General features: G+C 73.7%; 19 protein-coding genes. 12 read left to right on the plus strand and 7 right to left on the minus strand.

The window, feature by feature from the left end:
- Nucleotides 1–103 precede the first annotated feature (103 nt).
- On the plus strand, nucleotides 104–886 hold the full coding sequence (locus tag KME80_RS34115) for an NAD(P)H-dependent oxidoreductase (RefSeq protein ID WP_219510720.1): 783 nt from the start codon (nucleotides 104–106) through the stop codon (nucleotides 884–886).
- On the opposite strand, the gene KME80_RS34120 is transcribed toward KME80_RS34115, so the two are convergent.
- Nucleotides 883–1,329 carry a DNA-binding protein gene (locus tag KME80_RS34120; protein ID WP_219510722.1) on the minus strand — a complete coding sequence of 149 codons (447 nt, stop codon included), beginning with the start codon at nucleotides 1,327–1,329 and terminating at the stop codon, nucleotides 883–885. The genes KME80_RS34115 and KME80_RS34120 overlap by 4 nt on opposite strands.
- Before the next feature lie 58 nt (nucleotides 1,330–1,387).
- Nucleotides 1,388–2,188: a glycerophosphodiester phosphodiesterase family protein gene (locus KME80_RS34125; protein ID WP_246646234.1), complete on the minus strand. Its 801-nt coding sequence runs from the start codon at nucleotides 2,186–2,188 to the stop codon at nucleotides 1,388–1,390.
- 201 nt (nucleotides 2,189–2,389) lie between these two features.
- On the opposite strand from KME80_RS34125, the gene KME80_RS34130 reads away from it, so the two are divergent.
- Nucleotides 2,390–3,619 carry an MFS transporter gene (locus KME80_RS34130; protein ID WP_246646235.1) on the plus strand — a complete coding sequence of 410 codons (1,230 nt, stop codon included), beginning with the start codon at nucleotides 2,390–2,392 and terminating at the stop codon, nucleotides 3,617–3,619.
- Here the strand turns inward: KME80_RS34130 and KME80_RS34135 are convergent.
- The 3 genes from KME80_RS34135 to KME80_RS34145 all read right to left on the minus strand — a co-directional run bounded on the left by KME80_RS34135 (nucleotide 3,588) and on the right by KME80_RS34145 (nucleotide 6,899).
- A complete protein-coding gene (locus KME80_RS34135) occupies nucleotides 3,588–4,031 on the minus strand; it encodes a pyridoxamine 5'-phosphate oxidase family protein (RefSeq protein ID WP_219510724.1) in 444 nt (147 codons plus the stop codon). The genes KME80_RS34130 and KME80_RS34135 overlap by 32 nt on opposite strands.
- Before the next feature lie 116 nt (nucleotides 4,032–4,147).
- Nucleotides 4,148–5,029, minus strand: a complete 882-nt coding sequence (locus KME80_RS34140) for an alpha/beta fold hydrolase (RefSeq protein WP_219510726.1) — start codon at nucleotides 5,027–5,029, stop codon at nucleotides 4,148–4,150.
- A gap of 121 nt (nucleotides 5,030–5,150) precedes the next feature.
- Entirely contained in the window at nucleotides 5,151–6,899 is a 1,749-nt protein-coding gene (locus tag KME80_RS34145; RefSeq protein WP_219510729.1) for a bifunctional metallophosphatase/5'-nucleotidase, read from the minus strand.
- A gap of 198 nt (nucleotides 6,900–7,097) precedes the next feature.
- Between KME80_RS34145 and KME80_RS34150 the strand changes: the two genes are divergently transcribed.
- Together KME80_RS34150 and KME80_RS34155 are read left to right on the plus strand one after the other, a co-directional pair.
- Nucleotides 7,098–8,267 (plus strand): ROK family transcriptional regulator, encoded by a 1,170-nt coding sequence (locus KME80_RS34150; protein ID WP_219510731.1) that lies wholly within the window; start codon nucleotides 7,098–7,100, stop codon nucleotides 8,265–8,267.
- 40 nt (nucleotides 8,268–8,307) lie between these two features.
- On the plus strand, nucleotides 8,308–8,862 hold the full coding sequence (locus KME80_RS34155) for a GNAT family N-acetyltransferase (RefSeq protein ID WP_308126038.1): 555 nt from the start codon (nucleotides 8,308–8,310) through the stop codon (nucleotides 8,860–8,862).
- Here KME80_RS34155 and KME80_RS34160 read toward each other — a convergent pair.
- Both KME80_RS34160 and KME80_RS34165 read right to left on the minus strand, forming a co-directional pair.
- Nucleotides 8,855–9,259: a pyridoxamine 5'-phosphate oxidase family protein gene (locus tag KME80_RS34160; RefSeq protein WP_219510733.1), complete on the minus strand. Its 405-nt coding sequence runs from the start codon at nucleotides 9,257–9,259 to the stop codon at nucleotides 8,855–8,857. The two genes, KME80_RS34155 and KME80_RS34160, sit on opposite strands and share 8 nt — an antisense overlap.
- Before the next feature lie 51 nt (nucleotides 9,260–9,310).
- Nucleotides 9,311–9,952 carry a response regulator gene (locus KME80_RS34165; protein WP_219510735.1) on the minus strand — a complete coding sequence of 214 codons (642 nt, stop codon included), beginning with the start codon at nucleotides 9,950–9,952 and terminating at the stop codon, nucleotides 9,311–9,313.
- Between the two features lie 90 nt (nucleotides 9,953–10,042).
- Between KME80_RS34165 and KME80_RS34170 the strand changes: the two genes are divergently transcribed.
- From KME80_RS34170 to KME80_RS34205, 8 genes are all read left to right on the plus strand, one after another.
- Nucleotides 10,043–11,740, plus strand: coding sequence for a sensor histidine kinase (locus tag KME80_RS34170; protein WP_219510737.1), 1,698 nt, complete (start codon nucleotides 10,043–10,045; stop codon nucleotides 11,738–11,740).
- 132 nt (nucleotides 11,741–11,872) lie between these two features.
- Nucleotides 11,873–15,490, plus strand: coding sequence for a nitrate reductase subunit alpha (locus KME80_RS34175; protein ID WP_246646242.1), 3,618 nt, complete (start codon nucleotides 11,873–11,875; stop codon nucleotides 15,488–15,490).
- Complete coding sequence (gene narH / locus KME80_RS34180; RefSeq protein WP_219510740.1) at nucleotides 15,490–17,040, plus strand: nitrate reductase subunit beta; 1,551 nt, start codon at nucleotides 15,490–15,492, stop codon at nucleotides 17,038–17,040. Before KME80_RS34175 ends, narH begins: the two co-directional genes overlap by 1 nt.
- A complete protein-coding gene (gene narJ / locus KME80_RS34185) occupies nucleotides 17,037–17,699 on the plus strand; it encodes a nitrate reductase molybdenum cofactor assembly chaperone (protein WP_219510787.1) in 663 nt (220 codons plus the stop codon). Before narH ends, narJ begins: the two co-directional genes overlap by 4 nt.
- Nucleotides 17,696–18,388, plus strand: a complete 693-nt coding sequence (gene narI / locus KME80_RS34190) for a respiratory nitrate reductase subunit gamma (RefSeq protein WP_219510742.1) — start codon at nucleotides 17,696–17,698, stop codon at nucleotides 18,386–18,388. Before narJ ends, narI begins: the two co-directional genes overlap by 4 nt.
- Complete coding sequence (locus KME80_RS34195; protein ID WP_308126039.1) at nucleotides 18,385–19,854, plus strand: nitronate monooxygenase; 1,470 nt, start codon at nucleotides 18,385–18,387, stop codon at nucleotides 19,852–19,854. Before narI ends, KME80_RS34195 begins: the two co-directional genes overlap by 4 nt.
- Nucleotides 19,851–22,481: a multicopper oxidase domain-containing protein gene (locus KME80_RS52950; protein ID WP_219510744.1), complete on the plus strand. Its 2,631-nt coding sequence runs from the start codon at nucleotides 19,851–19,853 to the stop codon at nucleotides 22,479–22,481. Before KME80_RS34195 ends, KME80_RS52950 begins: the two co-directional genes overlap by 4 nt.
- The gene (locus KME80_RS34205) at nucleotides 22,478–22,915 is read left to right on the plus strand and encodes a hypothetical protein (RefSeq protein WP_219510746.1); all 438 of its coding nucleotides are present in this window, start codon (nucleotides 22,478–22,480) and stop codon (nucleotides 22,913–22,915) included. The genes KME80_RS52950 and KME80_RS34205 overlap by 4 nt, the downstream gene beginning before the upstream one ends.
- Nucleotides 22,916–22,921 lie beyond the last annotated feature (6 nt).

Raw genomic sequence — 22,921 nt, forward strand, 5'->3', positions numbered from 1 at the left:
TGGGGTTGTCCGGCATGGGTGGCCCTCGCGGTACCAGGACTGCGGGACCACCGGCTCGGCCGGGTTCTGGCTACCTCGGCGCGCCCAGGCGAACGTGGGTGACATGTCCGAAACGCTGAAGAAGATCCTGGTCGTCACCGCCCACCCCGAGCCTCGCTCGCTCAACGCCGCCCTGGGCCGCTTCGCCGTCGAGCGGCTGCGCGCGGCGGGTCACGAGGTGCGGGTGACCGACCTGTACGCGGCGAAGTGGAAGGCGGCGGTGGACGCCGACGACTTCCCCGAGCATGTGGGGGACCGGCGGCTGGACGTGCTCGCCGTGTCGGGGGAGGCCACGCTGGCGGGCCGGCTGTCCGCGGACATCGCCGCCGAGCAGGAGAAGCTGCGCTGGTCGGAGGCGGTGATCCTGCAGTTCCCGCTGTGGTGGTTCTCGGTGCCGGCGATCCTGAAGGGCTGGATCGACCGGGTGTTCACGTTCGAGTTCGCCCACGGGCCGTCCGTCCCGCCGCCCTACAGCGAGGGCGCGCTGGCCGGGCGGCGGGCGCTGGCCTCGGTGACGATCGGCGCCCGCGAGTCGGCGTTCTCCGGCCGGGGCGTCCACGGGCGGCTGGCGGACGTGCTCTTCCCGCTCCAGCACGGGCTGTTCTGGTTCACCGGCATGACGCCGCTGGAGCCGTTCGCGGTGTACGACTCGGTCGACGTGCCGCGCGAGCGGTTCGCCCAGGTGACGCAGGAGTACGGGCGGCGGCTCGACGGGCTGTTCACCGACGAGCCCGTCCCGTACCGGACGCTCACCGGCGGCGACTACGGCCGCGACATGCGCCTGCTGCCGGGCGTCGAGGCGCCGGGGACGGCCGGGCTGGACATCCACGTCCGCCCGCGCGGCTAGAGCTCGTCGTCCTGGGCGGCGCTCCGCCCGGCCAGCCGCTCGTAGCGCTGCCGGGCGGCCTGCGGGGTGCCGAGCCCCAGGCCGAACGCGATCTCCTGCCACGTCATGCCGCGCCCCCTGGCCATCCGGAGCAGCCCGGACTCCAGGTCGTCGGCCTCGGCGCGGGCCTGCGCGACCAGGCTCAGGGCGGCGACGATGTCGGCCCGGTCCACCTCCGGCTCGCCGTCGTCGAGCGACACCGCGCCGCTCAGCAGGAACGCCACGATCCGGACGGCCTCGTGCGGCGACAGCTCCGAGGCGTGCGCCTGACGCCGCCGCTGTGCGTCGGTGGCGGCGTGGCGCTCGGCGATGCGCAGGAGCGCGGCGTATTCGCGGTGCGCCCGCGCCTGCCCCGGATGCGGCGGCGTGAAGGGATCGGCGTGCTGCTCAGGAGTCGTCGGCATGCACTCCACCCTGGACGATCCACCATCCGTTGTCAACATGACGTGTTGAACGGAACGTTTAAGTGCACTTGCCGGCGAGCCAGGCGCGGTAGTCGCGGGTGTAGTTCGTCATCACGCTCGGCGGCGCCTGGCTCAGGACCGACTGCCAGCGGCTGATGTTGCCGGTCCAGGCGGGGGGCGGCTCCTCCCAGCCGACGCCGTCGGTCCAGCGGGCCTGAGAGCCCTTGAGCAGGCCGGGGTGGCGGCGGGCCAGCTCGCCCTGGATCCAGGAGTCCGTGGAGTAGACGAGGATGCGCTGCGCGGCCTGGCGTTCCTTGATCGGGTCGGAGATCTCCTTCCACGCGGCCGTCGCGTACGCCGGGTCGGACAGCGCCGTCCTGGCCTCGGGCTTGACCTCCAGCAGGGCGATAAGGCCGCGCGAGCGCACGTGGTCGAGCCACTGGCGCAGCGTGTAGACCTGCTCTCCCTGGTACGGGCCGCGCGCGATGCGGCGGTCGCGCAGGTTGTCGGCTCCGGCCGCCCACCACAGGGCGGTGATGTTCGTCCGGGTGCCGGTCAGCCCGTTGGTGGTGGTGTTGTGCCACATGACGGCCTTGGTGCCGTTCCTGGTGAGCTGGACGTCGCCTTCGACGCCGTCGGCGCCCCAGGTCTTCTGGTCGTTCACGGCGCGGACGTTGTTGGGCTGGCGGATCTGGTCGCGTTCCCAGGGGTTCGCGCCGGAGGGGTAGCCGCCGTGGCCGAACACGGCGGGACAGGCGACGGCGGACCCGGCGTGAGCGGCCTGAGCGGCGGGCGGGACGGCGGTGAGGGAGATCGCGGCCAGTGATGCGGCGAGCGCCGCCTTCGTCCTGATCGTCATGGGGGTCGGGACTCCGTCCATGAGGGGTGACCGGCACCGGCAGCGTATGCGCCGCACCTCAGGTGATCAAGAGCGGCGGGAGGGACCGGAAGTCCCCGCGTAACGAGGACTTTGGTCGGTGCCCCTCGCCGGGCTTCCGCACTGGGATGGACACGCGGCGCACCCGCGCCCGCCGATCCAGCACGACACCTTGGGGACACGATGACGACGACCGGAACCGATGGGAAGGAACAGGCGGCCCACGGGGCCAGGCCGATGCTCATGCTCGGCCTGGCGACGCTCGGCTTCGCGCTGAACTTCTGGGCGTGGGCGCTGCTCAGCCCGCTCGGGCCCCGCTACAAGGACCTGCTCGGACTGTCGGCCTCGCAGCAGGCGCTACTGGTCGCGGTGCCGGTGATCGTGGGCTCGCTGGGCCGCGTCCCGGTGGGCGCGCTCACCGACCGGCTCGGCGGGCGGGTGATGTTCCCGCTGATCTCCGCGGCCACCATCGTGCCCGTGCTGTTCATCGGCGTGGCCGGGCAGAGCTCGCTGCCGGCGCTGCTGGCCGGGGGCTTCTTCCTGGGCGTCGGCGGGACGGTCTTCGCGGTCGGCGTGCCGTTCGTGAACGCCTGGTTCCCGCCCCGGCGGCGCGGCCTGGCGATCGGCGTGTTCGGGGTGGGCATGGGCGGCACCGCGATCAGCGCCCTGACGACGGTCAAGCTGGTCGAGGCCGGGAACGCGACCACGCCGTTCCTGATCACCGCGGTCGTCCTCGCGGTGTACGCCGCCGTCGCGTGGCTGGTGATGCGGGACGCACCAGGCCGGACGGTGTCGCCGCAGCCGCTTCTCGGGAGGCTCGCGGCCACGGCCAGGCTGCCGATCACCTGGCAGGCGTGCGCGCTGTACGCGGTCGCGTTCGGCGGCTACGTCGCCTTCTCCGTCTACCTGCCCGCCTACCTGCAGACCGGCTACGGGCTGGAGCAGGCCGACGCCGCCAACCGCATGGCCGGGTTCGTGGTCCTCGCGGTCCTGATGCGGCCGGTGGGCGGCTGGCTGTCGGACCGGATCGGCTCGATCCCCGTGCTGACGGGGGTGTTCGTGGTGGTGTGCGGCGCGGCGGCGGTCCAGGCGCTGACGCCCGGCCTCATGCCGGTGGGCACGATCGCGTTCCTGACGATGGCGGCCGCGCTCGGCGCCGCCAGCGGTGCCACGTTCGCGCTGGTCGCGCAGGTCACCCCAGCCGACCAGGTCGGCGCGGTCACCGGCCTGGTGGGTGCCGCGGGCGGGCTGGGCGGGTTCGTGCCGCCGCTGCTGATGGGCTTCCTGTACGGCGAACTCGGCTCGTACGGGGTGGGCCTGGGGCTGCTGGCGGCCACGGCGGCGCTGACCGTGCTGCTGACGGTGACCGTGGTGCGCCGGGCTACGGTGCGGGAACCAGCTCGAATCCTGTGACGATCTCCGGCTGGATGCTGATCACCTGATCCATCTCGCCGGTCACCCAGGGGTGGAGCAGGGCCTTCAGCCGCTCGGTCTCCGCCGGGTCGGTCAGCAGCCGCGCCACCCCGGTGACGATCACGCTCCAGCCGAGCCGCGCGTGCCCGTCGAGGTCGTCGGCTTCGAACGCCACCACGGCCTCCGGCACCGCCACGTGGGAGCTGAGGATCGTCCCGGGGCTGGACCGGATGACCACCCGCCCGTCCACGACCAGGTGGTTCACCGGCCGGACCGCGGGCAGCGCCTGGCGGGTGAAGACGATCCGGCCGAACGGCACCCCGGCCAGCAGGCGCAGCGCCTCGGCCTCGGGCAGTTCCCGCAGACGCCGGGCTCCCGTCCCGTCCGGCGCCCGGTCGTGGTGGCATGTCACGACAACAGCCTGCCGCCCACCCGGCGCCGTAAACAGGGACCAAAGTCCTTTCTCACCCCCGGCCAGGACGAACCGGCCGCCTTCGCCAGGGATGGCGGCCGGGATGGCTACCGCGCTCAGCCGGCGTGCCACACGCGGTCGAGGAACCCGGCGACGAGCGGGGCGATCTGGTGCAGGTGGTCCTCCAGGGCGAAGTGTCCGGTGTCGAGGACGTACAGCTCGGCGTCGGGCAGGTCGCGCAGGTAGGCGCGGGCGCCGGGCTCGGGGAAGAACGGGTCGTTCGCGCCCCAGGTGATGAGCGTGGGCGGGGTGTGCGTGCGCAGCCACTCCTGCCAGGCGCCGTAGCGCTCGACGTTCGAGTGGTAGTCGAAGGCGAGCGCGACCTGGGCGTCCTTGCGGCCGGGCAGGTCAAGGAAGTGCTGGTCGAGGGTCCATCCGTCGGGGGCGACGAGGCCGGGGACGGCGACGCCGGTCTCGTACTGGCCGCGGGTGCCCGGCAGGGTGAACAGGGCGCGGACGGTTTCCTCGGCGCCGGGCCGGTCGGGGCGCAGCGCGATGAAGTCGCGGGCGCCGTCGGACAGGCCCTCCTCGTAGGCGTTGCCGTTCTGCACGACCAGGCCGGCGATCCACTCGGGGTGCCGTTCGGCGAGCCGGAACCCGACGGGCGCGCCGAAGTCGAACACGTACGCCACGAACCGGGTGAGGCCGAGCTTCCGCACGAAGCCCTCGGTGATGTCGGCGAGCCGGTCGAAGGAGTAGGTGAACCCGGCCGGGGCCTCGGTGTGGCCGAAGCCGGGGTAGTCGGGCGCGATCAGCCGGTAGCGGGTCCCGAGCACGTCGATCAGCCTGCGGTACTGGTGCGAGGCCGACGGGAACCCGTGCAGGAGCAGCAGGACGGGCGCGTCGGCCCGCTCGGGCAGCGACTCCCGGAAGAAGACCCGGACGCCGTCGACGTCGAGGTGCCGATGGACGGTACGGGCGAGCACGGGAATCGTCATGTCTAATGCCTTCCAACGCCAATGATGCGTTAGTTATAGCGGGCAGCGCTCTAACGCGTCAACACGGCGACAAGGCATTAGAACGTGCGGAGGGACGCGAGCCCCTCCGCACGGGGAAGTGCTACGTCAGCGGCACCGCCCGGTCGAGGGCGGGCGGGGTCAGCGGCCCCTGCCGCAGGTAGGCCCGCATGGCATCGTAGTCACGGTTGCCGCGCACCGCGTCGGTGTACCCGGCGAAGGCGCTGTAACCGTCGGCGCCCAGCAGCGTGTACGCCAGCGCGGCGAGCCGGTAGGTCCTGCCGGTGTCGAGCGGCTGCCCGTCGATGAGCACGTCGGCGGGGTTGATCCGGTCCCCGACCGGCCTGCCCGGCGAGTACGAGAAGCGGACGTTCTTCGACACGGCCAGCGGCGCGAACCTCACGGTGCCGTCGGCCTGCGTCTGCCACTGCTGTTCCAGGACCTGCTCCAGCTGCGAGCCCTTGACCGAGACGGTGAGCACCGGGTTGGCGTAACCCCATGCCGCCCACGACTCGCCCAGGAGCACCTGGCCGTCGCTGTCGGCGGGGTTCGGCCCCTTGGCGAACCTCAGGTCGCCGCGCAACGAGTTCGAGCCCTTGACCGGGGCCACAGCGACCATGGCCAGATCGGCCTTGCCGCCCTCGGTCTGCTGGGAGTCGAAGTAGGCCACGTCGGCCACGGTGTTGCCGAGCGTGCTCTGCCCCGTGGCGTCGCGGGTCCTGGTGATGTCGCCGGTGATGGTCCCGTACGGCTTGGCGTAGGTCTCCTTCTGCTTGGCGTTCCAGTGGTCGACCAGCTTCGTCATGACGGGGTCGGGGGTGACGTCACGGGTCACCGGGTGGTTGACCGCGGTGGTCGCGGACCTGATGACGTCGCGGGTGCGGCGGTCGATCTTCAGGTTGATCTCGTTGATGAGGCGGCCGTGGTTGGCGGCCTCGACGACCGGGCGGGGGTTGCCCGCGGGGTCGGGGACCGAGCAGGTGAAGTACGCGTGCCAGTGGCCGGTGACGATGACGTCGATGTCGGGCGAGGCATTCTTGGCGAAGTCCCAGATCGGCCCGTTCATCGGGTCGGCGCAGCCGTTGAAGTCGGCGCCGGCCGCGCCGCCCTCGTGCACGTTGGCGACGATGGCCCGCACGCCGCGCCGCTTGAGGATGGCGGCGTACTTGTCGGCCGTCTCCACCAGCGGCAGGTTGTCCAGCGACGGCTGGTAGGAGGTGGACCCGTCCACCGTGGTGGGCGTGGTCAGGTTGATGAACCCGACGGGGATGCCCCGGAACTTCTTGATCACGTACGGTTCGAGCACCGGGCGGGTGTCGCCCTTCTCGGTGATGTTGGCCGTGGAGAAGGCGAAGTCGGCGCCGTGGAAGCGGCGGCCGTCGGAGTCGGTGAAGCAACTGTCGACGTCGGCCTCGCCGAAGCACTCGCCCGCGCCCATGTGGTCGCGCAGGAACTCCAGGGACCGGTCCAGCTCGTGGTTGCCGACCGCGGTGAAGTCCAGCCCGATCTTGTTCAGGAACTCGATCGTGGGCTCGTCGGCGTGGAAGGACACCTCGGTGGGCCAGCCGCTGAAGTTGTCGCCGTTGGAGAACGTGACCGTGTTCGCGTGCCCGTCCCTCAGTTTGCTGAGGTGGGTCGCCAGGTACGGCGCGCCGCCCACCACCAGGGTGTTCCCCTGCGCGTCCTTGATCGTGCCGTCGGCGGCGTTGTTCTGCGGGGTGATGTAGCCGTGGAAGTCGGCGATCGACAGCAGTTGCACGTCCACGGGCTTGGGCGCGGCCAGTGCCGGTGAGGCGGACGAGGCCAGAGTGACACCTAAGGCGACAACGATCCACTTACGGAGGGAATGCACGCATACTCCTAGATAGGGGGATGTAACGGGAGGAAAGGCTGGTAGATCGGCCTGTCCGGTCGGTGAACACGACCCCGGCGATCGGCTGCCGCCGCATGACAGCGAGGAGAATGATCCGGGGGCGAGGAGCCTGCGGCCGGACCCCCGCTCGCATTTATGATGGAGTCCACCATTAAGGTCCGTCAAGAAGGGTGATCAGTGACGCTCCCGGTGACCGGCGGCGACCTCCAGCGGCTGCGGCGCCACAACGCGCTCGCCGCACTCTCCGCCTTGCGCTCCGCCGGGCCGCTGACGCTGACCCAGCTCGCCGAGCGCGCCGACCTGGCCAGAGCCACCGTCAAGGCGGCGGTCGACGACCTGACGGGGCTGGGCTGGGTCGCCGAGCTGGACCCCAGCGGCGGGGAGAAGGGCAGGCCCGCGCGCCGCTACCGCTTCCGCGCGGAGGCGGGCCGGGTGCTCGGGCTCGACATCGGGGCGCACAAGGTGCTCGCGGTCGTGGCCGACCTCGACGGCGCCGTCCTGCACATCACGCGCGAACCGGTCACCCCCGAGCAGCCGCGCGCCGAGCGGCTGGCCGCCGTGGACCGCGTCGTCGACGCCTGCCTGGCCGGCTCGGGCACCGCCGCCTGCGACGTCCGGATCGCGGTCGCGGGCAGCACGGGCCACGTCGACCTGGAGGGACGCGTCGTCGCGTCGCGGGCCATCCGCGACTGGCCGGGCGTGCCGCTGGCCGAGCACCTGGGCGCGCGGCTGCGCTGCCCGGTCCTGGTCGACAACGACAGCCGGCTCGCCGCCCTGGCCGAGTGCCGCAGGGGCGTCGCCCGCGACGCGGGGAACCTGGTGTTCCTGCACATCGGCCGCCGGGCCGGGGCCGCGATCGTGCTCGACGGGGTCCCGCTGCGCGGCGCCGGCGGCGCGGCGGGGGAGATCGGCCTGCACCCGCTGTTCAACCTCGGCCACGTGGGCGACCTGCTGCACGCCTTCCCCGCCGTGGAGCCGGGCACGCCGCCCGACGCGGTCGCGGCGGCGGTGTTCGAGGCCGCCCGGGGCGGTGACGCCGCGGCGCGCGGCGCCGTGCTGCGGTACGTCAAGGTGCTCGCGCTGGCCACCGCCGCGATGGCTCTCACCGTCGACCCCGAGCTGGTGGTGCTCGGCGGCGGCTTCTCCCGCTCGGCCGACGTGCTGCTGGAGCCGCTGAGAGGCGAGCTGGAGACCATGTGCCTGCGCACCCCGCAGGTGCGGGCCTCCGTGCTCGGCGACGAGTGCGTGGCCGTGGGCGCGGTGTGCCAGGGAGTCGAGCACCTGTCCGCGATGCTGTTCGGCCCCGAGCGCGGCGGCCCGCTGCCGGCCGCGTCACCCGTCCAATAATGACGCACTCCACCGTATATCCGCTCACTAGACTGCCGCCGTGAACGACGACACCCTGCGGATCCGGCCGGGCGGGCCCGCCGACACCCCGGCCATGCTCGCCATGATGGACGCGGCCGTGATCTGGATGAACGCGCGCGGCAACACCGAGCAGTGGGGCACCCAGCCCTACTCCCAGCGGCCCGGCGGGGCGGCGCGGATCGAGCAGCTCATGGCCGGCGGCGCTCCCCACATCGCCGAGCTCGGCGGCGAGCCCGTCGGCGCGATGGTGCTGGACTCCGGGCCGAGCGCCGAGATGCCCATCGCCCCGGCCGACGAGCCCGAGCTGTACGTCCGGCTGCTCGTCTCCGACCGGCGGCACGCGGGCCGGGGCATCGGCGCGACCCTGCTGGCCCTCGCCGTCGAGGAGACCCGGCGGGCCGGGGCGGAGCTGCTGCGCGTCGACTGCTGGGCGGGCGGCGGCGGTCAGCTGGTGGGCTACTACGTGCGCAACGGCTTCACGCCTGCCGAGCCCTTCCGGTACGAGGCGTGGCCGGGACAGGTGCTGGCCATGCGGGTGCCGCGCGCGAACCCGGGCGAGCCTGCGGTCACCTGATCGCCCGGCCGGAGATCTGCTCGGCCCTGACCAGGATGAAGTGGTCGCGCTCGCCCGGCGCCCACGGCGTCAGCGGCAGCCTGGCCAGGTGCGCCACCTCCGACGCGTCGCGGGCGGCGCGAGCGTGCCCCACCGCGGTCACCGACCAGCCGGTCCGCAGGTCCGGGTCGAAGGCGTCGGCCTCGAAGGCGACCACCGAGTGCCGGGTGGCCGCCGCGAGCTTGGAGCCCGGCCCGGTGCGGATCACGATGCGCTCGCCGTCCAGGCAGAACGTGACCGGCTGCACGGCCGGCAGCGCCCGGTCGGTGAAGACGATCCGCCCGATCGGGGCGGAGCCCAGCAGGCGCAGGCATTCGGCGCGGGAGAGCACCCGCAGGCCGGATGAGTCGAGTCGCATGCCCCCAGCCTGGCCGGTGCGGCCGGGCGTCCGGCAGGGGCGAAAGTCCCGTCAATCCCGCCGATCAGCCCGCAGCCGGGCGGCCAGCACGGCGGCCTGGGTGCGGCGCTGCATGTTCAGCTTGGCCAGCAGGTTCGACACGTAGTTCTTGACCGTCTTCTCCGCCAGGAACAGGCGCTCGCCGATCTGCCGGTTCGTCAGGCCCTCGCCGATCAGTTCGAGGATGTGCCGTTCCTGCTCGGTTAGCGCGGCCAGTGGGTCACGCCGGGCGGCCTGGTCGCGCAGCCGCTGGAGCATGGCGGCGGTGGTCTGCGGGTCCAGCAGCGACTGCCCGGAGGCGACGGTGCGCACCGCGCCGACCAGGTCGGAGCCGTGGATCTGCTTGAGCACGTAGCCGGCGGCCCCGGCCATGACGGCGTCGAACAGGGCGTCGTCGTCGGCGAACGAGGTCAGCATCAGGCAGGCCAGCCCGGGGAGCTTGGAGCGGACCTCGCGGCAGACGTCCACGCCGCTGCCGTCGGGCAGCCGCACGTCGAGCACCGCCACGTCGGGCTTGAGCGCCGGGATGCGGGCCACGGCCGACCCCGCCGTGCCGGCCTCGCCGATCACCTCGATGTCGTCCTCGCCGTCGAGCAGGGCGGCGACTCCGCGCCGTACCACTTCATGGTCGTCGACAAGGAACACGCGAATCATGCCTTGACGCTATCCGCACTCGGCTTTCCCGCAAAAGGGACCAAGGTCCTGAACGCGGCATCGCCGGGTGCCGGTGCGACACTGAGCGGTATGTCCGAAAGTGAGCACAGCCCGTTGCTGCCCCAGATGCGGCTGGACGAGTTGCTGGCCGAGCTGCAGACCCGGCTGAACGCCGTGCTGGCCACCCGGGACCGGGTGCACGCGCTGCTCGAGGCCGTGGTGTCCGTGGGCAGCGACCTGGACCTGGAGACGGTGCTGCGGCGGATCGTGGAGACCGCCACCAAGCTGGTGGACGCCGCTTACGGGGCGCTGGGCGTGGTCGGCGACGACAGCACGCTGGTGCAGTTCATCCCGGTCGGGCTGAGCGAGGAGGAGATCGCCAGGATCGAGCACTGGCCGCACGGGCTCGGCCTGCTCGGGCTGCTGATCAAGGACGCGCGGCCGGTCCGGCTGGGGCGTATCTCCGACCATCCCGAGTCGTACGGGTTCCCGCCCGGCCATCCGCCGATGGGCACCTTCCTCGGGGTGCCGATCCGGGTGCGCGACGAGGTGTTCGGCAACCTCTACCTGACGGAGAAGCGCGGCGGCGGCGAGTTCGACGAGGAGGACGAGGCCGTCGTGATCGCGCTGGCCACGGCGGCGGGCGTCGCGGTGGAGAACGCCCGGCTGTACGAGGAGTCGCGGCGGCGCGAGACCTGGCTGCAGGCGTCGGCCGAGGTGACCACGAGCCTGCTGTCCGGCGCCGAGCCCCGGCAGGTGCTCACCACGGTGGCGGCGCGGGCCCGCGAGATGTGCGACGCCGACCTGGTCGAGGTGCTGCTGCCGGAGCCGTCGGGCGAGTCGCTGAGCGTGGCGGTCGCCGAGGGGGAGGGCGCGGCCGACGTGCGGGGCACCGCCTTCCCGGTGCCGGGCACGTCCGTGGGCGAGGTGTTCACCCGGGGCGAGCCGATGACCGACCAGGACCTGCACGGCGCGCCCGGCACCGGCTCGCCGTTGCGGCGGCTCGGCCTCGGGCCCGGCCTCATGGTGCCGCTGGGCACCGCGCCGAAGGTGCACGGCGTGCTCACGCTGGCCAAGCGGAGCGGGCGGCTGCCGTTCAGCGACGCCGACCGGCAGATGCTGCAGTCGTTCGCCGGGCAGGCGGCGATCGCGCTGGAGCTGGCCGAGGCCCGCCGCGACGCCGAACGGCTCGGCCTGCTGGAGGACCGTGACCGGATCGCCAAGGACCTGCACGACCTGGTCATCCAGCGGCTGTTCGCGACCGCCATGACGTTGATGAGCACGGTCCGGCTGGTCGAGCGGCCGGAGGCGGGCAAGCGGCTGCAGCACGCCATCGACGAGCTGGACGAGACCATCCGGCAGATCCGCTCGTCCATCTTCGCCCTCCAGGGCCCGCGCGAGGAGGCGGCGCCGAGCCTGCGCGGGCAGATCGTCGACCTGGTCGAGGGCGCGGGCGGGCATCTCGGCTTCATGCCGGGCCTCCGGATGGAGGGCCAGTTGGACACGCTCGTCCCCGACGCGGTCGCCGAGCACCTGCTGGCGGTGCTGCGCGAGGCGCTGTCGAACGTGGTGCGCCACTCCCGGGCCACCCGCGCGGACGTGCTGGTCGAGGTCGCCGGCTCGGCGCTCACGCTCGTGGTGAGCGACGACGGCGTCGGCGTGGGGGAGCGGGCCCGGCACAGCGGCCTGCGCAACATCGGCGAACGGGCGGCGCTGCTGGGCGGCGAGGCGGACGTGGAGTCGCCCGAGGGCGGCGGCACGCGGCTGCTCTGGCACGTGCCCCTCTGACGCGGTCCGCGCGGGCCCATCGGGCCCGCACCTAGGGACTTTGGTCCCTGCCGGGACAGGCGCCGACAGCACGAGGCTGAACTCATCCGACGGTGAGGAAGACCTGTGACTGATATCGACGCCATCCCCGGCATGGGGCCGCTGCTCGCCGCCCGCGCCTTCTTCACCAGGTCGGAGGTGTCGGCGGACGGCCGCACCCTGCACCAGGTGGACCCGAGCGCCTGGGACCGCTTCTACCGGGACCGGTGGTCGCACGACAAGGTGGTGCGCTCGACCCACGGCGTGAACTGCACCGGCTCGTGCTCCTGGCAGGTGTTCGTCAAGGACGGCCTGATCACATGGGAGCACCAGGCGACCGACTACCCGTCGGTGGGGCCGGAGTCGCCCGAGTACGAGCCGCGCGGCTGCCCCCGTGGCGCGTCCTTCTCCTGGTACACCTACTCGCCGTCGCGGGTGCGCTACCCGTACGTGCGCGGGGTGCTGCTGGAGATGTGGCGCGAGGCCCGTGCCCGGCTGGGTGACCCGGTGCTGGCGTGGGCGGAGCTGACCGGCGACCCGGAGCGGGCGCGGGCCTACAAGCGGGCGCGCGGCAAGGGCGGCATGGTCCGGGCGAGCTGGGACGAGGCCGTCGAGCTGATGGCCGCCGCGCACGTCCACACGATCAAGGAGTACGGGCCGGACCGGGTGGTGGGGTTCTCGCCGATCCCGGCGATGTCGATGGCCTCGTTCGCCGCGGGCACCCGGTTCCTGTCGATGATCGGCGGCACGCTGCTGTCCTTCTACGACTGGTACGCCGACCTGCCGATCGCCTCCCCGCAGGTGTGGGGCGACCAGACGGACGTGCCGGAGGCGGCGGACTGGTGGAACTCCCGCTACCTGATCATGTGGGGCTCCAACATCCCGGTCACCCGCACGCCCGACGCCCACTTCATGACCGAGGCGCGTTATCAGGGCACCAAGGTCGTCGCGGTCAGCCCCGACTACGCCGACAACGTCAAGTTCGCCGACGACTGGCTGGCCCCGCACCCGGGCACGGACGGGGCGCTGGCCATGGCGATGGGGCACGTGACGCTGACGGAGTTCTTCCGCGACCGCACGGTCCCGTACTTCACCGACTACGTCAGGAAATACACCGATCTGCCGTTCCTGGTGACGCTGGAGCCGCGCGGGGACGCGTACGTGCCCGGGGGGTTCCTGACCGCCGCCGACCTCGGCGAGGAGAGCGAGAACGCGCGGTTCAAGACCGTCCTGCTGGACGAGCCGACCGGCCGCCCGGTCGTGCCGAACGGCTCGCTCGGCTTCCGCTGGGGGCAGGAGGGCGAGGGCCGCTGGAACCTCGGCCTGGACGGCGTCACGCCGAAGCTGACGCTGCTCGGCGCGCCGGACGCGGTCGCCGTCGACCTGCCGCGCTTCGACACCGGCGACACCGAGGGCGGCGCGGCGATGCGGCGCGGCGTCCCGGCCACCGAGGTCGGCGGCAGGCTCGTCACCACCGTGTTCGACCTGCTCATGGCCCAGTACGGGGTGGCCCGCGACCTGCCGGGCGAGTGGCCGGCGTCGTACGACGACGCCGCCCAGCCGTACACGCCCGCCTGGGCGGAGGAGATCACCTCCGTGCCCGCGGCGACGATCACCCGGATCGCGCGGGAGTTCGCCCGCAACGCCGAGCGCACCCGCGGCCGGTCGATGATCGCAATGGGGGCGGGCACCAACCACTGGTTCCACTCCGACCAGATCTACCGCTCCTTCCTCACGCTGGTGCTGCTGACCGGCTGCCAGGGCGTCAACGGCGGCGGCTGGGCGCACTACGTCGGCCAGGAGAAGGTCCGGCCGGTGACCGGCTTCCAGCATCTGGCGTTCGCCTTCGACTGGCAGCGGCCGACCCGGCACATGGCCGGCACCGCGTTCTGGTACCTGGCCACCGACCAGTGGCGCTACGAGCGGATCGGCGCGGACGAGCTCGCCAGCCCGCTCGGCCCCGGCAGGTTCGCGGGCAGGTCGTTCGCCGACTGCAACGCCCAGGCCGCGCGGCTCGGCTGGCTGCCCTCGCACCCGACGTTCGACCGCAACCCGCTCACCCTCGCCGACGAGGCCGCCGCCAAGGGCGTCCCGGCGGCCGAGCACGTCGTGGCCGAGCTGAAGTCCGGGCGGCTGCGCTTCGCCGCCGAGGACCCCGGCGACCCGGCCAACTTCCCGCGCGTGCTGACCGTGTGGCGGGCCAACCTGCTCGGCTCCTCGGGCAAGGGCAACGAGTACTTCCTGCGCCACCTGCTCGGCGCCGACGCCGAGACCCGCAATGAGGAGGGACTGCGGCCCGCTGAGGTGACCTGGCGCGAGGAGGCCGCCGAGGGCAAGCTCGACCTGCTGACCACGATCGACTTCCGGATGACGTCCACGGCGCTGTTCGCCGACGTGGTGCTGCCCGCCGCGACCTGGTACGAGAAGCACGACCTGTCCTCAACCGACATGCACCCGTTCGTGCACGCGTTCAACCCGGCCATCGCGCCGCCGTGGCAGGCCCGCAGCGACTACGACGCCTTCCTCACGCTGGCCGACCGCTTCTCCGAGCTGGCCGCCGCCCACCTCGGGCGGCGCACCGACGTGCTGGCCGTGCCGCTCGCCCACGACACCCCGGACGAGCTGGCCCAGCCCGGCGGCCGGGTCCTGGACTGGAAGCACGGCGAGTGCGAGCCCGTCCCCGGCCGGACCATGCCGAAGATCGTGACGATCGAGCGCGACTACGCCGCCGTCGGCGAGCGGATGCGCGCCGTCGGCCCGCTCTTCGAGGAGCTGGGCCTGACGACCAAGGCCGTCACGTACGAGGTCGGCCCCGAGCTCGACCACCTGCGCGCCAAGAACGGCCTCACCCCCGGCGGCCGGATCTCCCTGGAGAGCGCCGACCGGATGTGCGAGGCGATCCTGGCGCTGTCCGGCACCACCAACGGCAGGCTGGCCACGCAGGGCTTCGAGACGCTGGAACGGCGCACCGGCACCCGGCTGGCCGACCTGGCCGCCGAGCACGAGGGCAAGCGGATCACGTTCGCCGACACCCGGACCCGGCCGCAGCCCGTCATCACCTCACCCGAGTGGTCGGGCTCGGAGACCGGCGGGCGCCGCTACTCCGCCTTCGTCATCAACGTCGAACGCGACAAACCGTGGCACACGCTGACCGGCCGCCAGCACTTCTTCCTCGACCACGAGTGGATCGCCGAGCTGGGCGAGCAGCTTCCCGCCTACCGGCCGCCGCTCAACATGCGCCGCCACTTCGGCGAGCAGGGCGACGGGGACGCGGCCGAGGTCACGGTCCGCTATCTGACCCCGCACTCCAAGTGGTCGATCCACTCCGAGTATCAGGACAACGCCTACATGCTGGCGCTGTCACGCGGCGGGCCGACGATCTGGATGAGCGACGCCGACGCGGCGAAGATCGGGGTCGCCGACAACGACTGGATCGAGGCGTACAACCGCAACGGCGTCGTGGTCGCCCGCGCGGTCGTCTCGCACCGGATGCCGGCCGGGACCGTGTACATGTACCACGCCAAGGACCGCAACGTGAACGTGCCGCTGACGGAGAAGTCCGGCAGGCGCGGCGGCGTGCACAACTCGCTCACCCGCCTGCTGCTCAAGCCCAGCCACCTCATCGGCGGCTACGCCCAGTTCACCTACGGCTTCAACTACTACGGCCCGACCGGCAACCAGCGTGACGAGATCACGGTGATCCGCCGGCGCGGCCAGGAGGTGACGTACTGATGCGCGTGCTCGCCCAGGTCGCCATGGTGATGAACCTGGACAAGTGCATCGGCTGCCACACCTGCTCGGTCACCTGCAAGCAGACCTGGACCAACCGGGACGGCGTCGAGTACGTGTGGTTCAACAACGTCGAGACCAAGCCCGGCGTCGGCTACCCCAAGCGCTACGAGGACCAGGAACGCTGGCGCGGCGGCTGGCAGCTCGACCGGCGCGGCCGACTCAAGCTCCGGGCCGGCGGCCGGGCCAGGCGGCTGCTCAACCTGTTCGCCAACCCCGACCTGCCGCAGCTCGACGACTACTACGAGCCGGCGACCTACGACTACGACACGCTGATCAACGCGCCCGCCGGCCCGCACACCCCGGTCATCCGCCCCAAGTCGGCCATCACCGGCGACGACATGGCCATCACCTGGGGCGCGAACTGGGAGGACGACCTCGGCGGCGCCCCCGAGCACGCCCACGGCGACCCCAATCTGGCCGCGATGGCGGAGAAGGTGCGCCTGGAGTTCGACCGGACGTTCATGTTCCACCTGCCGCGCATCTGCGAGCACTGCCTCAACCCCGCCTGCGTCGCCGCCTGCCCGTCGGGCGCCATGTACAAGCGCGAGGAGGACGGCATCGTCCTGGTCGACCAGGACCGCTGCCGAGGCTGGCGCATGTGCGTCTCGTCGTGCCCGTACAAGAAGGTGTACGTCAACCACCGGACCGGCAAGGCCGAGAAGTGCACGTTCTGCTTCCCGAGGATCGAGGCCGGGCAGCCGACCGTGTGCGCCGAGACGTGCGTGGGCCGGCTTCGCTACATCGGCCTCGTCCTGTACGACGCCGACGCGGTCCTGGACGCGGCCCGGGTCGCCGACCCGCGCGACCTGCTGGAGGCGCAGCGGAAGGTGTTCCTGGACCCGGACGACCCCGCCGTGGCCGAGGCCGCCCGCGCCTCCGGCATCAGCGACGACTGGATCGAGGCGGCGCGGCGGTCGCCGATCTACCGGCTGGCCATGCGCTACCGGGTGGCGCTGCCGCTGCACCCGGAGTACCGGACGCTGCCCATGGTCTGGTACATCCCGCCGCTGTCGCCGGTGCTCGACGCGGTCACCGGGGCGGGCGCCGACGCCGACGACCCCGACAACGTCTTCCACGCCATCACCGACCTGCGCATCCCGCTGGACTACCTGGCGAGCCTGTTCTCCGCCGGCGACACCGAGGTGGTAGCCGGGGTGCTGATGAAGCTGTCGGCGATGCGCGCCCACATGCGGGCCCGGACCCTCGACGGCGCCGTCTCCGGCGACCTGCTGGAGTCCGTCGGCATGCCGGCGGCCGACCTGGAGGAGATGTACCGGCTGCTGGCCATCGCCAAGTACGAGGAGCGCTACGTCGTGCCCGCCGCGCACCGCGAGGACGCCGCCGCGCTGTCCGCCCAGGCCGGCGGATGCAGCCTGGACGGCGACGGCGGGCCCGGCATGAGCGAGTTCCACCCCGCCGCGCTCACCGGCCGCCGCACCGACGGCCGGACGGGCCTGAAGCTCTTCGTGGGCAAGGGAGGCACGCCGTGAAGCTCCTGACCAGGCGCACCCCGCGCGCCGAGGACGCGCCCGGCCGGGCGACCCTGTTCCGGCTGGTCTCCCTGCTGCTGCAGTATCCCGACGCCGGGCTGCTCGCCGCCCGCCCCGGGCTCGGCCGCGCCGCCGCGACGCTGCCCGCCTCGCCCGCCCGCGACGCGCTGGAGCGGTTCCTGCGCTGGTTCGCCGACGCCGAGCCGATGCCGCTGGCCCGCGCCTACGTCGAGACGTTCGACCTGCGCCGCCGCTCCAGCCTCTACCTCACCTACTACCTGCACGGCGACACCCGCCGCCGCGGCATGGCCCTGCTCACGCTGAAGCAGCGCTACCGGGTGGCCGGGCTCACCCCGCCCGACGGCGAGCTGCCCGACTTCCTGCCCGTGGTGTGCGAGTTCGCCGCCCTGGCCGGGCCCGCCGCCGGCGAGGCGCCGCTGCGCCAGCACCGCAAGGGCCTGGAGCTCATCCGCACCGCCCTGCACGACAGCGGCTCCCCGTACGCGCTCGTCCTCGACGCGCTCTGCGCGGAGCTGCCCGGACTGTCGGCGGCCGAGCAGGCCGCCGTCGCCGACCTCGCGCTCGCCGGGCCGCCCGCCGAGGAGGTCGGGCTCGCGCCGTTCGGGCCGGCCGTGAACGAAATGGAGGCGCGGCCATGAGCGTCGCCCTGTGGGTCGTCGTCCCGTACATCGCCCTGACGGTCTTCGTCGTCGGGCACGTGTGGCGCTGGCGCGTCGACCAGTTCGGCTGGACCACCCGCACCACCCAGGTGCTGGAGAGCCGGCTGCTGCGGCTCGGCTCGCCGCTGTTCCACCTCGGCGTGCTCGCCGCGATCGGCGGGCACGCCCTGGGCCTGCTGGTGCCCAAGGGCTGGACCGAGGCCGTCGGCGTGTCCGAGCACGCCTACCACCTGGTGTCGGTGACCGCCGGGACCGTCGCCGGGGTGATGGTGGTGGCCGGGCTGGCGCTGCTGCTGGCCCGCCGCCTCACCAGCCCGCGCGTCCGCCGCACCACCACCCGCACGGACAAGGCGCTGTTCGCCGTCATGGCGGTGGTGATCCTGCTCGGCATGGCCGGGACCGTGGGCGAGAACCTGATCGGCGGCGGCTACGACTACCGGGCGACGATCGCCGTCTGGTTCCGCGGCGTGCTGACCCTGCGCCCCGACCCGTCGCTGATGACGGGCGTGCCGCTGATCTTCCAGCTGCACGCGCTGTCGGCGTGGGTGTTCCTGGCGATGTGGCCGTTCACCCGGCTCGTCCACGTGTGGTCGGCGCCGGTCGCCTACCTGTGGCGGCCCTACGTCGTCTACCGCCGCCGCACCGCGCGCCCCGGGAGCACCCGGTGACCGGCCGCCGGTTCGCCACCCCCGGCGGCACGGACGCGCTCGTCGGCGCCGCCGCCCCGGCGGTCCCGCTCCTGATCCAGGGCGGCATGGGCGTGGGGGTGTCCGGGTGGCGGCTGGCCCGCGCCGTGGCCGCCACCGGGCAGCTCGGCGTCGTGTCCGGCACCGCGCTGGACGCCACCCTGGCGCGGCGGCTGCAGCGCGGCGACCCCGGCGGGCACCTGCGCCGGGCGCTGGCCCGCTTCCCGGCGCCCGAGGTCGCCGAGCGGGTGCTCGCCCGCTACTTCGTGCCCGGCGGGGCCGATCCCGGGCTGCCGTACCGGCCGGTGCCCCGGCTCGGGCTGCGGCCCAGCCGCGCCCGCGACGAGCTGGCCGTGGTCGCGAACTTCGCCGAGGTGTTCCTCGCCAAGGAGGGCCATGACGGCCCGGTCGGGATCAACTACCTGGAGAAGATCCAGATGGCCACGCCCGCCGCCGTCTACGGGGCGATGCTGGCCGGCGTCGACTACGTGCTCGTGGGCGCCGGCATCCCGGCGGAGATCCCGAGGCTGCTCGACGACCTGGCCGCGCACCGGCCCGCCCGCGTCACCGTCACCGTGGCGGGCGGCGACGACACCGGCCACCACGCCGAGCTGGACCCGGGCGCGCTCCTCGGCCTCACCCGGCCGCTCGCCCGGCCCCGGCTGCTGGCCATCGTGTCCTCGCACGTCCTGGCCCTCTACCTGGCGCGCACCCCGGCCACCCGGCCGGACGGCTTCGTCCTGGAGACGCCCGTCGCCGGCGGCCACAGCGCGCCGCCGCGCGGCCGGATGCGGCTCGACGCCGACGGCCAGCCCGTCTACGGGCCGCGCGACGAGGCCGACCCCGCCAAGATGGCGGCGCTCGGGCTGCCGTTCTGGCTGGCCGGAGGCTACGGCACGCCCGGCGGCCTGGCGCGGGCGCGGGCGGCCGGGGCCGCCGGCATCCAGGTCGGCTCGGCGTTCGCGCTGTGCCGCGAGTCCGGCCTCGACCCCGGGCTGCGGCGGCGGCTGCTGCGGCAGGCCGCCGACGGCACGCTGGAGGTCCGCAACGACCCGCGCGCCTCGCCGACCGGCTTCCCGTTCAAGATCGCCGACGTGCCGGGCACGCTGTCGGACGCCACCGTGTACGCCGACCGGCCCCGCCTGTGCGACCTGGGCTACCTGCGCACCCCGTACGTGCGACCGGGCGGCGGGATCGGCTACCGCTGCGCGGCCGAACCGGTCGACGCCTACGTGCGCAAGGGCAGGCCCGCCGAGGAGGCCGACGGCCGCCGGTGCCTGTGCAACGCGCTGCTCGCCGCCGTCGGCCTCGGCCAGCACCGGGCCGACGGCTACCGCGAGCCCGCCCTGCTCACGCTCGGCCAGGACACCGGCTTCCTCACCGGGCTCCCCGAGGACCACTCGGCCGCCGACGTCGTGGACCGCATCCTGCGCGAGGTGACCCGGTGACCAGGCAGGAGATCCCCGTCGGGGTGCGCCTCCGGCCGGGCCCTGCGCGTCCGCGCGCGTCGTGGCACCTGCGGGCGAACGCCATCGTCGTCGGCTGGCTCGGACTGACCCTCGCCACGGCGCTCGCGGGCGACGCGCTGCCCGCGCCGCGCTGGCTGCTCGTCCACGTGTTCCTGCTCGGCGCGGTCTCGACCGCGATCCTCATCTGGAGCGAGCACTTCGCCGTCGCGCTGCTGCGCGCCCGCGCGCCCGCCCGGCACGGCAGCCTGGCGCGGCTGGCCCTGCTCAACGCCGCGACGGCGGCGATCCTGTACGGGGTCGCCGCCGGCCCGTGGCAGCCCGCCGTCGCCGGGGCGGCCGTGGTGGTGGCGGTCGTGCTGTGGCACGCGTACGTGCTGGTCACGCTGCTGCGCCGGGCGCTGCCTGGCAGGTTCGGGCACGTCATCGGCTGGTACGTGAGCGCGGCCGTGGCGCTGGCGGCCGGCGGCGCGCTGGGCGGGCTGCTGGCCGCCCAGCCCGGCGGCGGTGTGACGCACGAGCGGCTGCAGGCGGCGCACGCCGAGGCGAACGTGCTCGGCTGGGTGGGCCTGACCGTGCTGGGCACGCTGTTCACGCTGTGGCCGACCGTGCTGCGCACCCGCATGCCGGACGGCACCCGCCGCGCCTCCCGGATCGGGCTGTGGCTGGCCGCGCCGGGTCTGGCCGCCGCCGTCGGCGCGCTCGCGGCGGGCTGGCGGTGGGCGGCCGCCGCGGGACTGGTCCTGTACGCGGCCGGGGCGCTGACGGCGCTGGCCCCGCTCGTCCCGGCGGTACGCGCCCGGCGCCCGCACACCGGGGCGGCCTGGACGCTGGGGGCCGGTGTGGTGTGGTTCGAGGTGGCGCTGGCGGCGAACCTGGTCGTCGTGGCCACCCGGCCGGCCGGGCAGGTGGCCGCCGCGCTGGAGCCGCTGCTGCCGCTGGTGCTCGCCGGGTTCGTCGCCCAGGTGCTGCTCGGCTCGCTGCTGCACCTGCTGCCCGCCGTGCTCGGCGGCGGCCCGGTCCGGTTCAAGGAGAACGCCGCCCTGCTGGAGCGCGGCTGGAAGGCGCGGCTGGCGGCGCTCAACCTGGGCGTGCCGCTGCTCGCGCTCCCGGTGCCCGAGCCGCTGCGGCTGCTGGGCTGGACGCTGGTGCTGGCCGCCGTCGCCGCGTTCGTGCTGCTGGCCGTGCTCGCGCTGGTCCGGTCCCGCACCGGGGCGGACGCGGACGGGACGCGGGCCGGGCGCGCGTCCGCGTGGCCCGCGGTGGCCGGGGTGGCGGCCGGATGCCTGCTGACGGCGGGCGCGGTCGTCGTGTCGATGACCGGCACGGGCGGCCCGCCGGTGACCGTCACCGCCACCGGGGCCCGCACCGTGGAGGTGACGCTGTCCGGCATGAAGGTCCGGCCCGCCGTGATCGAGGCCCCCGCAGGCACCGTGCTGACCCTGCGCGTCACCAACGCCGACGCCCAGCGGCACGACCTGCGGCTGGCCACCGGCGAGCGCACCCCGCTGCTGGGAGCGGGGGAACGCGCCACGCTGACGCTGGCCCCGCTCGCCGCGCCGGTGGACGGCTGGTGCACGGTCGCCGGGCACCGCGCCGCCGGCATGACCATGCGCATCGTCCCCTCGGACGCCCGGTCCGAGGCCCGGTCCGAGGCCCGGTCCGACGTCCAGGCCGATGCCCGGTCCGACGCCGGGGCCGCCACCGGGCACGGCGGGCACGCCACGGCGGGCGGCCTCGACCTGGCCGCCCCCATGTCGCCGGGCTGGAGCCCGTACGACGCGGCGCTCGACCCCGCGCCGGGCGGCACCGAGCACGCCGTCGAGATCCGCGTGGACGACACCGTCGTGTGGGAGGTCGCGCCCGGCGTGCGGCAGCGGGTGTGGACGTTCGACGGCACCGTGCCCGGCCCGGTGCTGCGCGGCAAGGTCGGCGACGTCTTCACCGTCACGTTCGTCAACGGCGGCACCACCGGCCACGGCATCGACTTCCACGCCGGGGCCAACGCGCCCGACGGCGTCATGCGCACCATCGAGCCGGGGGAGCGGCTCACGTACCGCTTCCGGGCCGGGTTCGCCGGGGCCTGGCTCTACCACTGCTCCACCATGCCGATGAGCCAGCACATCGCCAACGGCATGTTCGGCGCGGTGATCATCGACCCTCCCGGCCTGCCCACCGTGGACCGGGAGTACCTTCTGGTACAGAGCGAGCTCCACCTCGGCGAGCCGGGCGGCGACGCGCAGGTGGCCAAGATCCGCGAGGGCCGGCCGGACGGCTGGATGTTCAACGGCACCGCCGCCGGCTACGACCACGCGCCGCTGACCGCCAGGGCCGGCGAGCGGGTGCGGATCTGGGTTGTGGCCGCCGGTCCCAGCTCGGGCACGGCCCTGCACGTGGTCGGGGCGCCGTTCGACACGGTCTACAAGGAAGGGGCGTATCAGGTGCGCACGGACGATCCGGGCGGCGCCCAGGTGCTGGACCTGGCCCCCGCCCAGGGCGGCTTCGCCGAGCTGGTCTTCCCCGAGCCGGGCACGTATCCGGTGGTCGACCACACGATGCGGCACGCCGAGGCGGGCGCGCACGGCCTGTTCCGGGTGGGCGCCCGATGACGTGGTGGGCGGTGGTGCGGTTCCTGCACGTGCTGGCGGCGGCGCTGTGGGTCGGCGGGCAGCTCACGGTCTCGCTGGTGGTGCTGCCGCTGGCCCGGCGGCAGCTCGACGACCGGCTGCGGGCCCAGATGCTGACCGCGGTCGGCCGCCGGTTCGGGGTGATCACCGCCGCGGTGTTCCTGCCCGTGCAGCTCGCCACGGGTGTGGCGATCGCCTTGCACAAGGGCGTCACCTGGGACTCGCTGGCCGAGCCCGGCTACGGGCGGATCCTGGCGGCCAAGCTGCTGCTCTTCTGCGCGGTCATGGTGGCCGCCGCGCTGCACGGCTGGGCCAGCGGCGCCGGCCGCCGCGCCCTGGCCCGGGCGCTGGCGATCTCGTCGCTGATCGGGTCGATCGGCGTCATCCTGCTGGCCACCGCCCTGCCCGTGACCTGAGCCGGC

Source organism: Nonomuraea ceibae, assembly GCF_019396325.1.
GTDB lineage: Bacteria > Actinomycetota > Actinomycetes > Streptosporangiales > Streptosporangiaceae > Nonomuraea > Nonomuraea ceibae.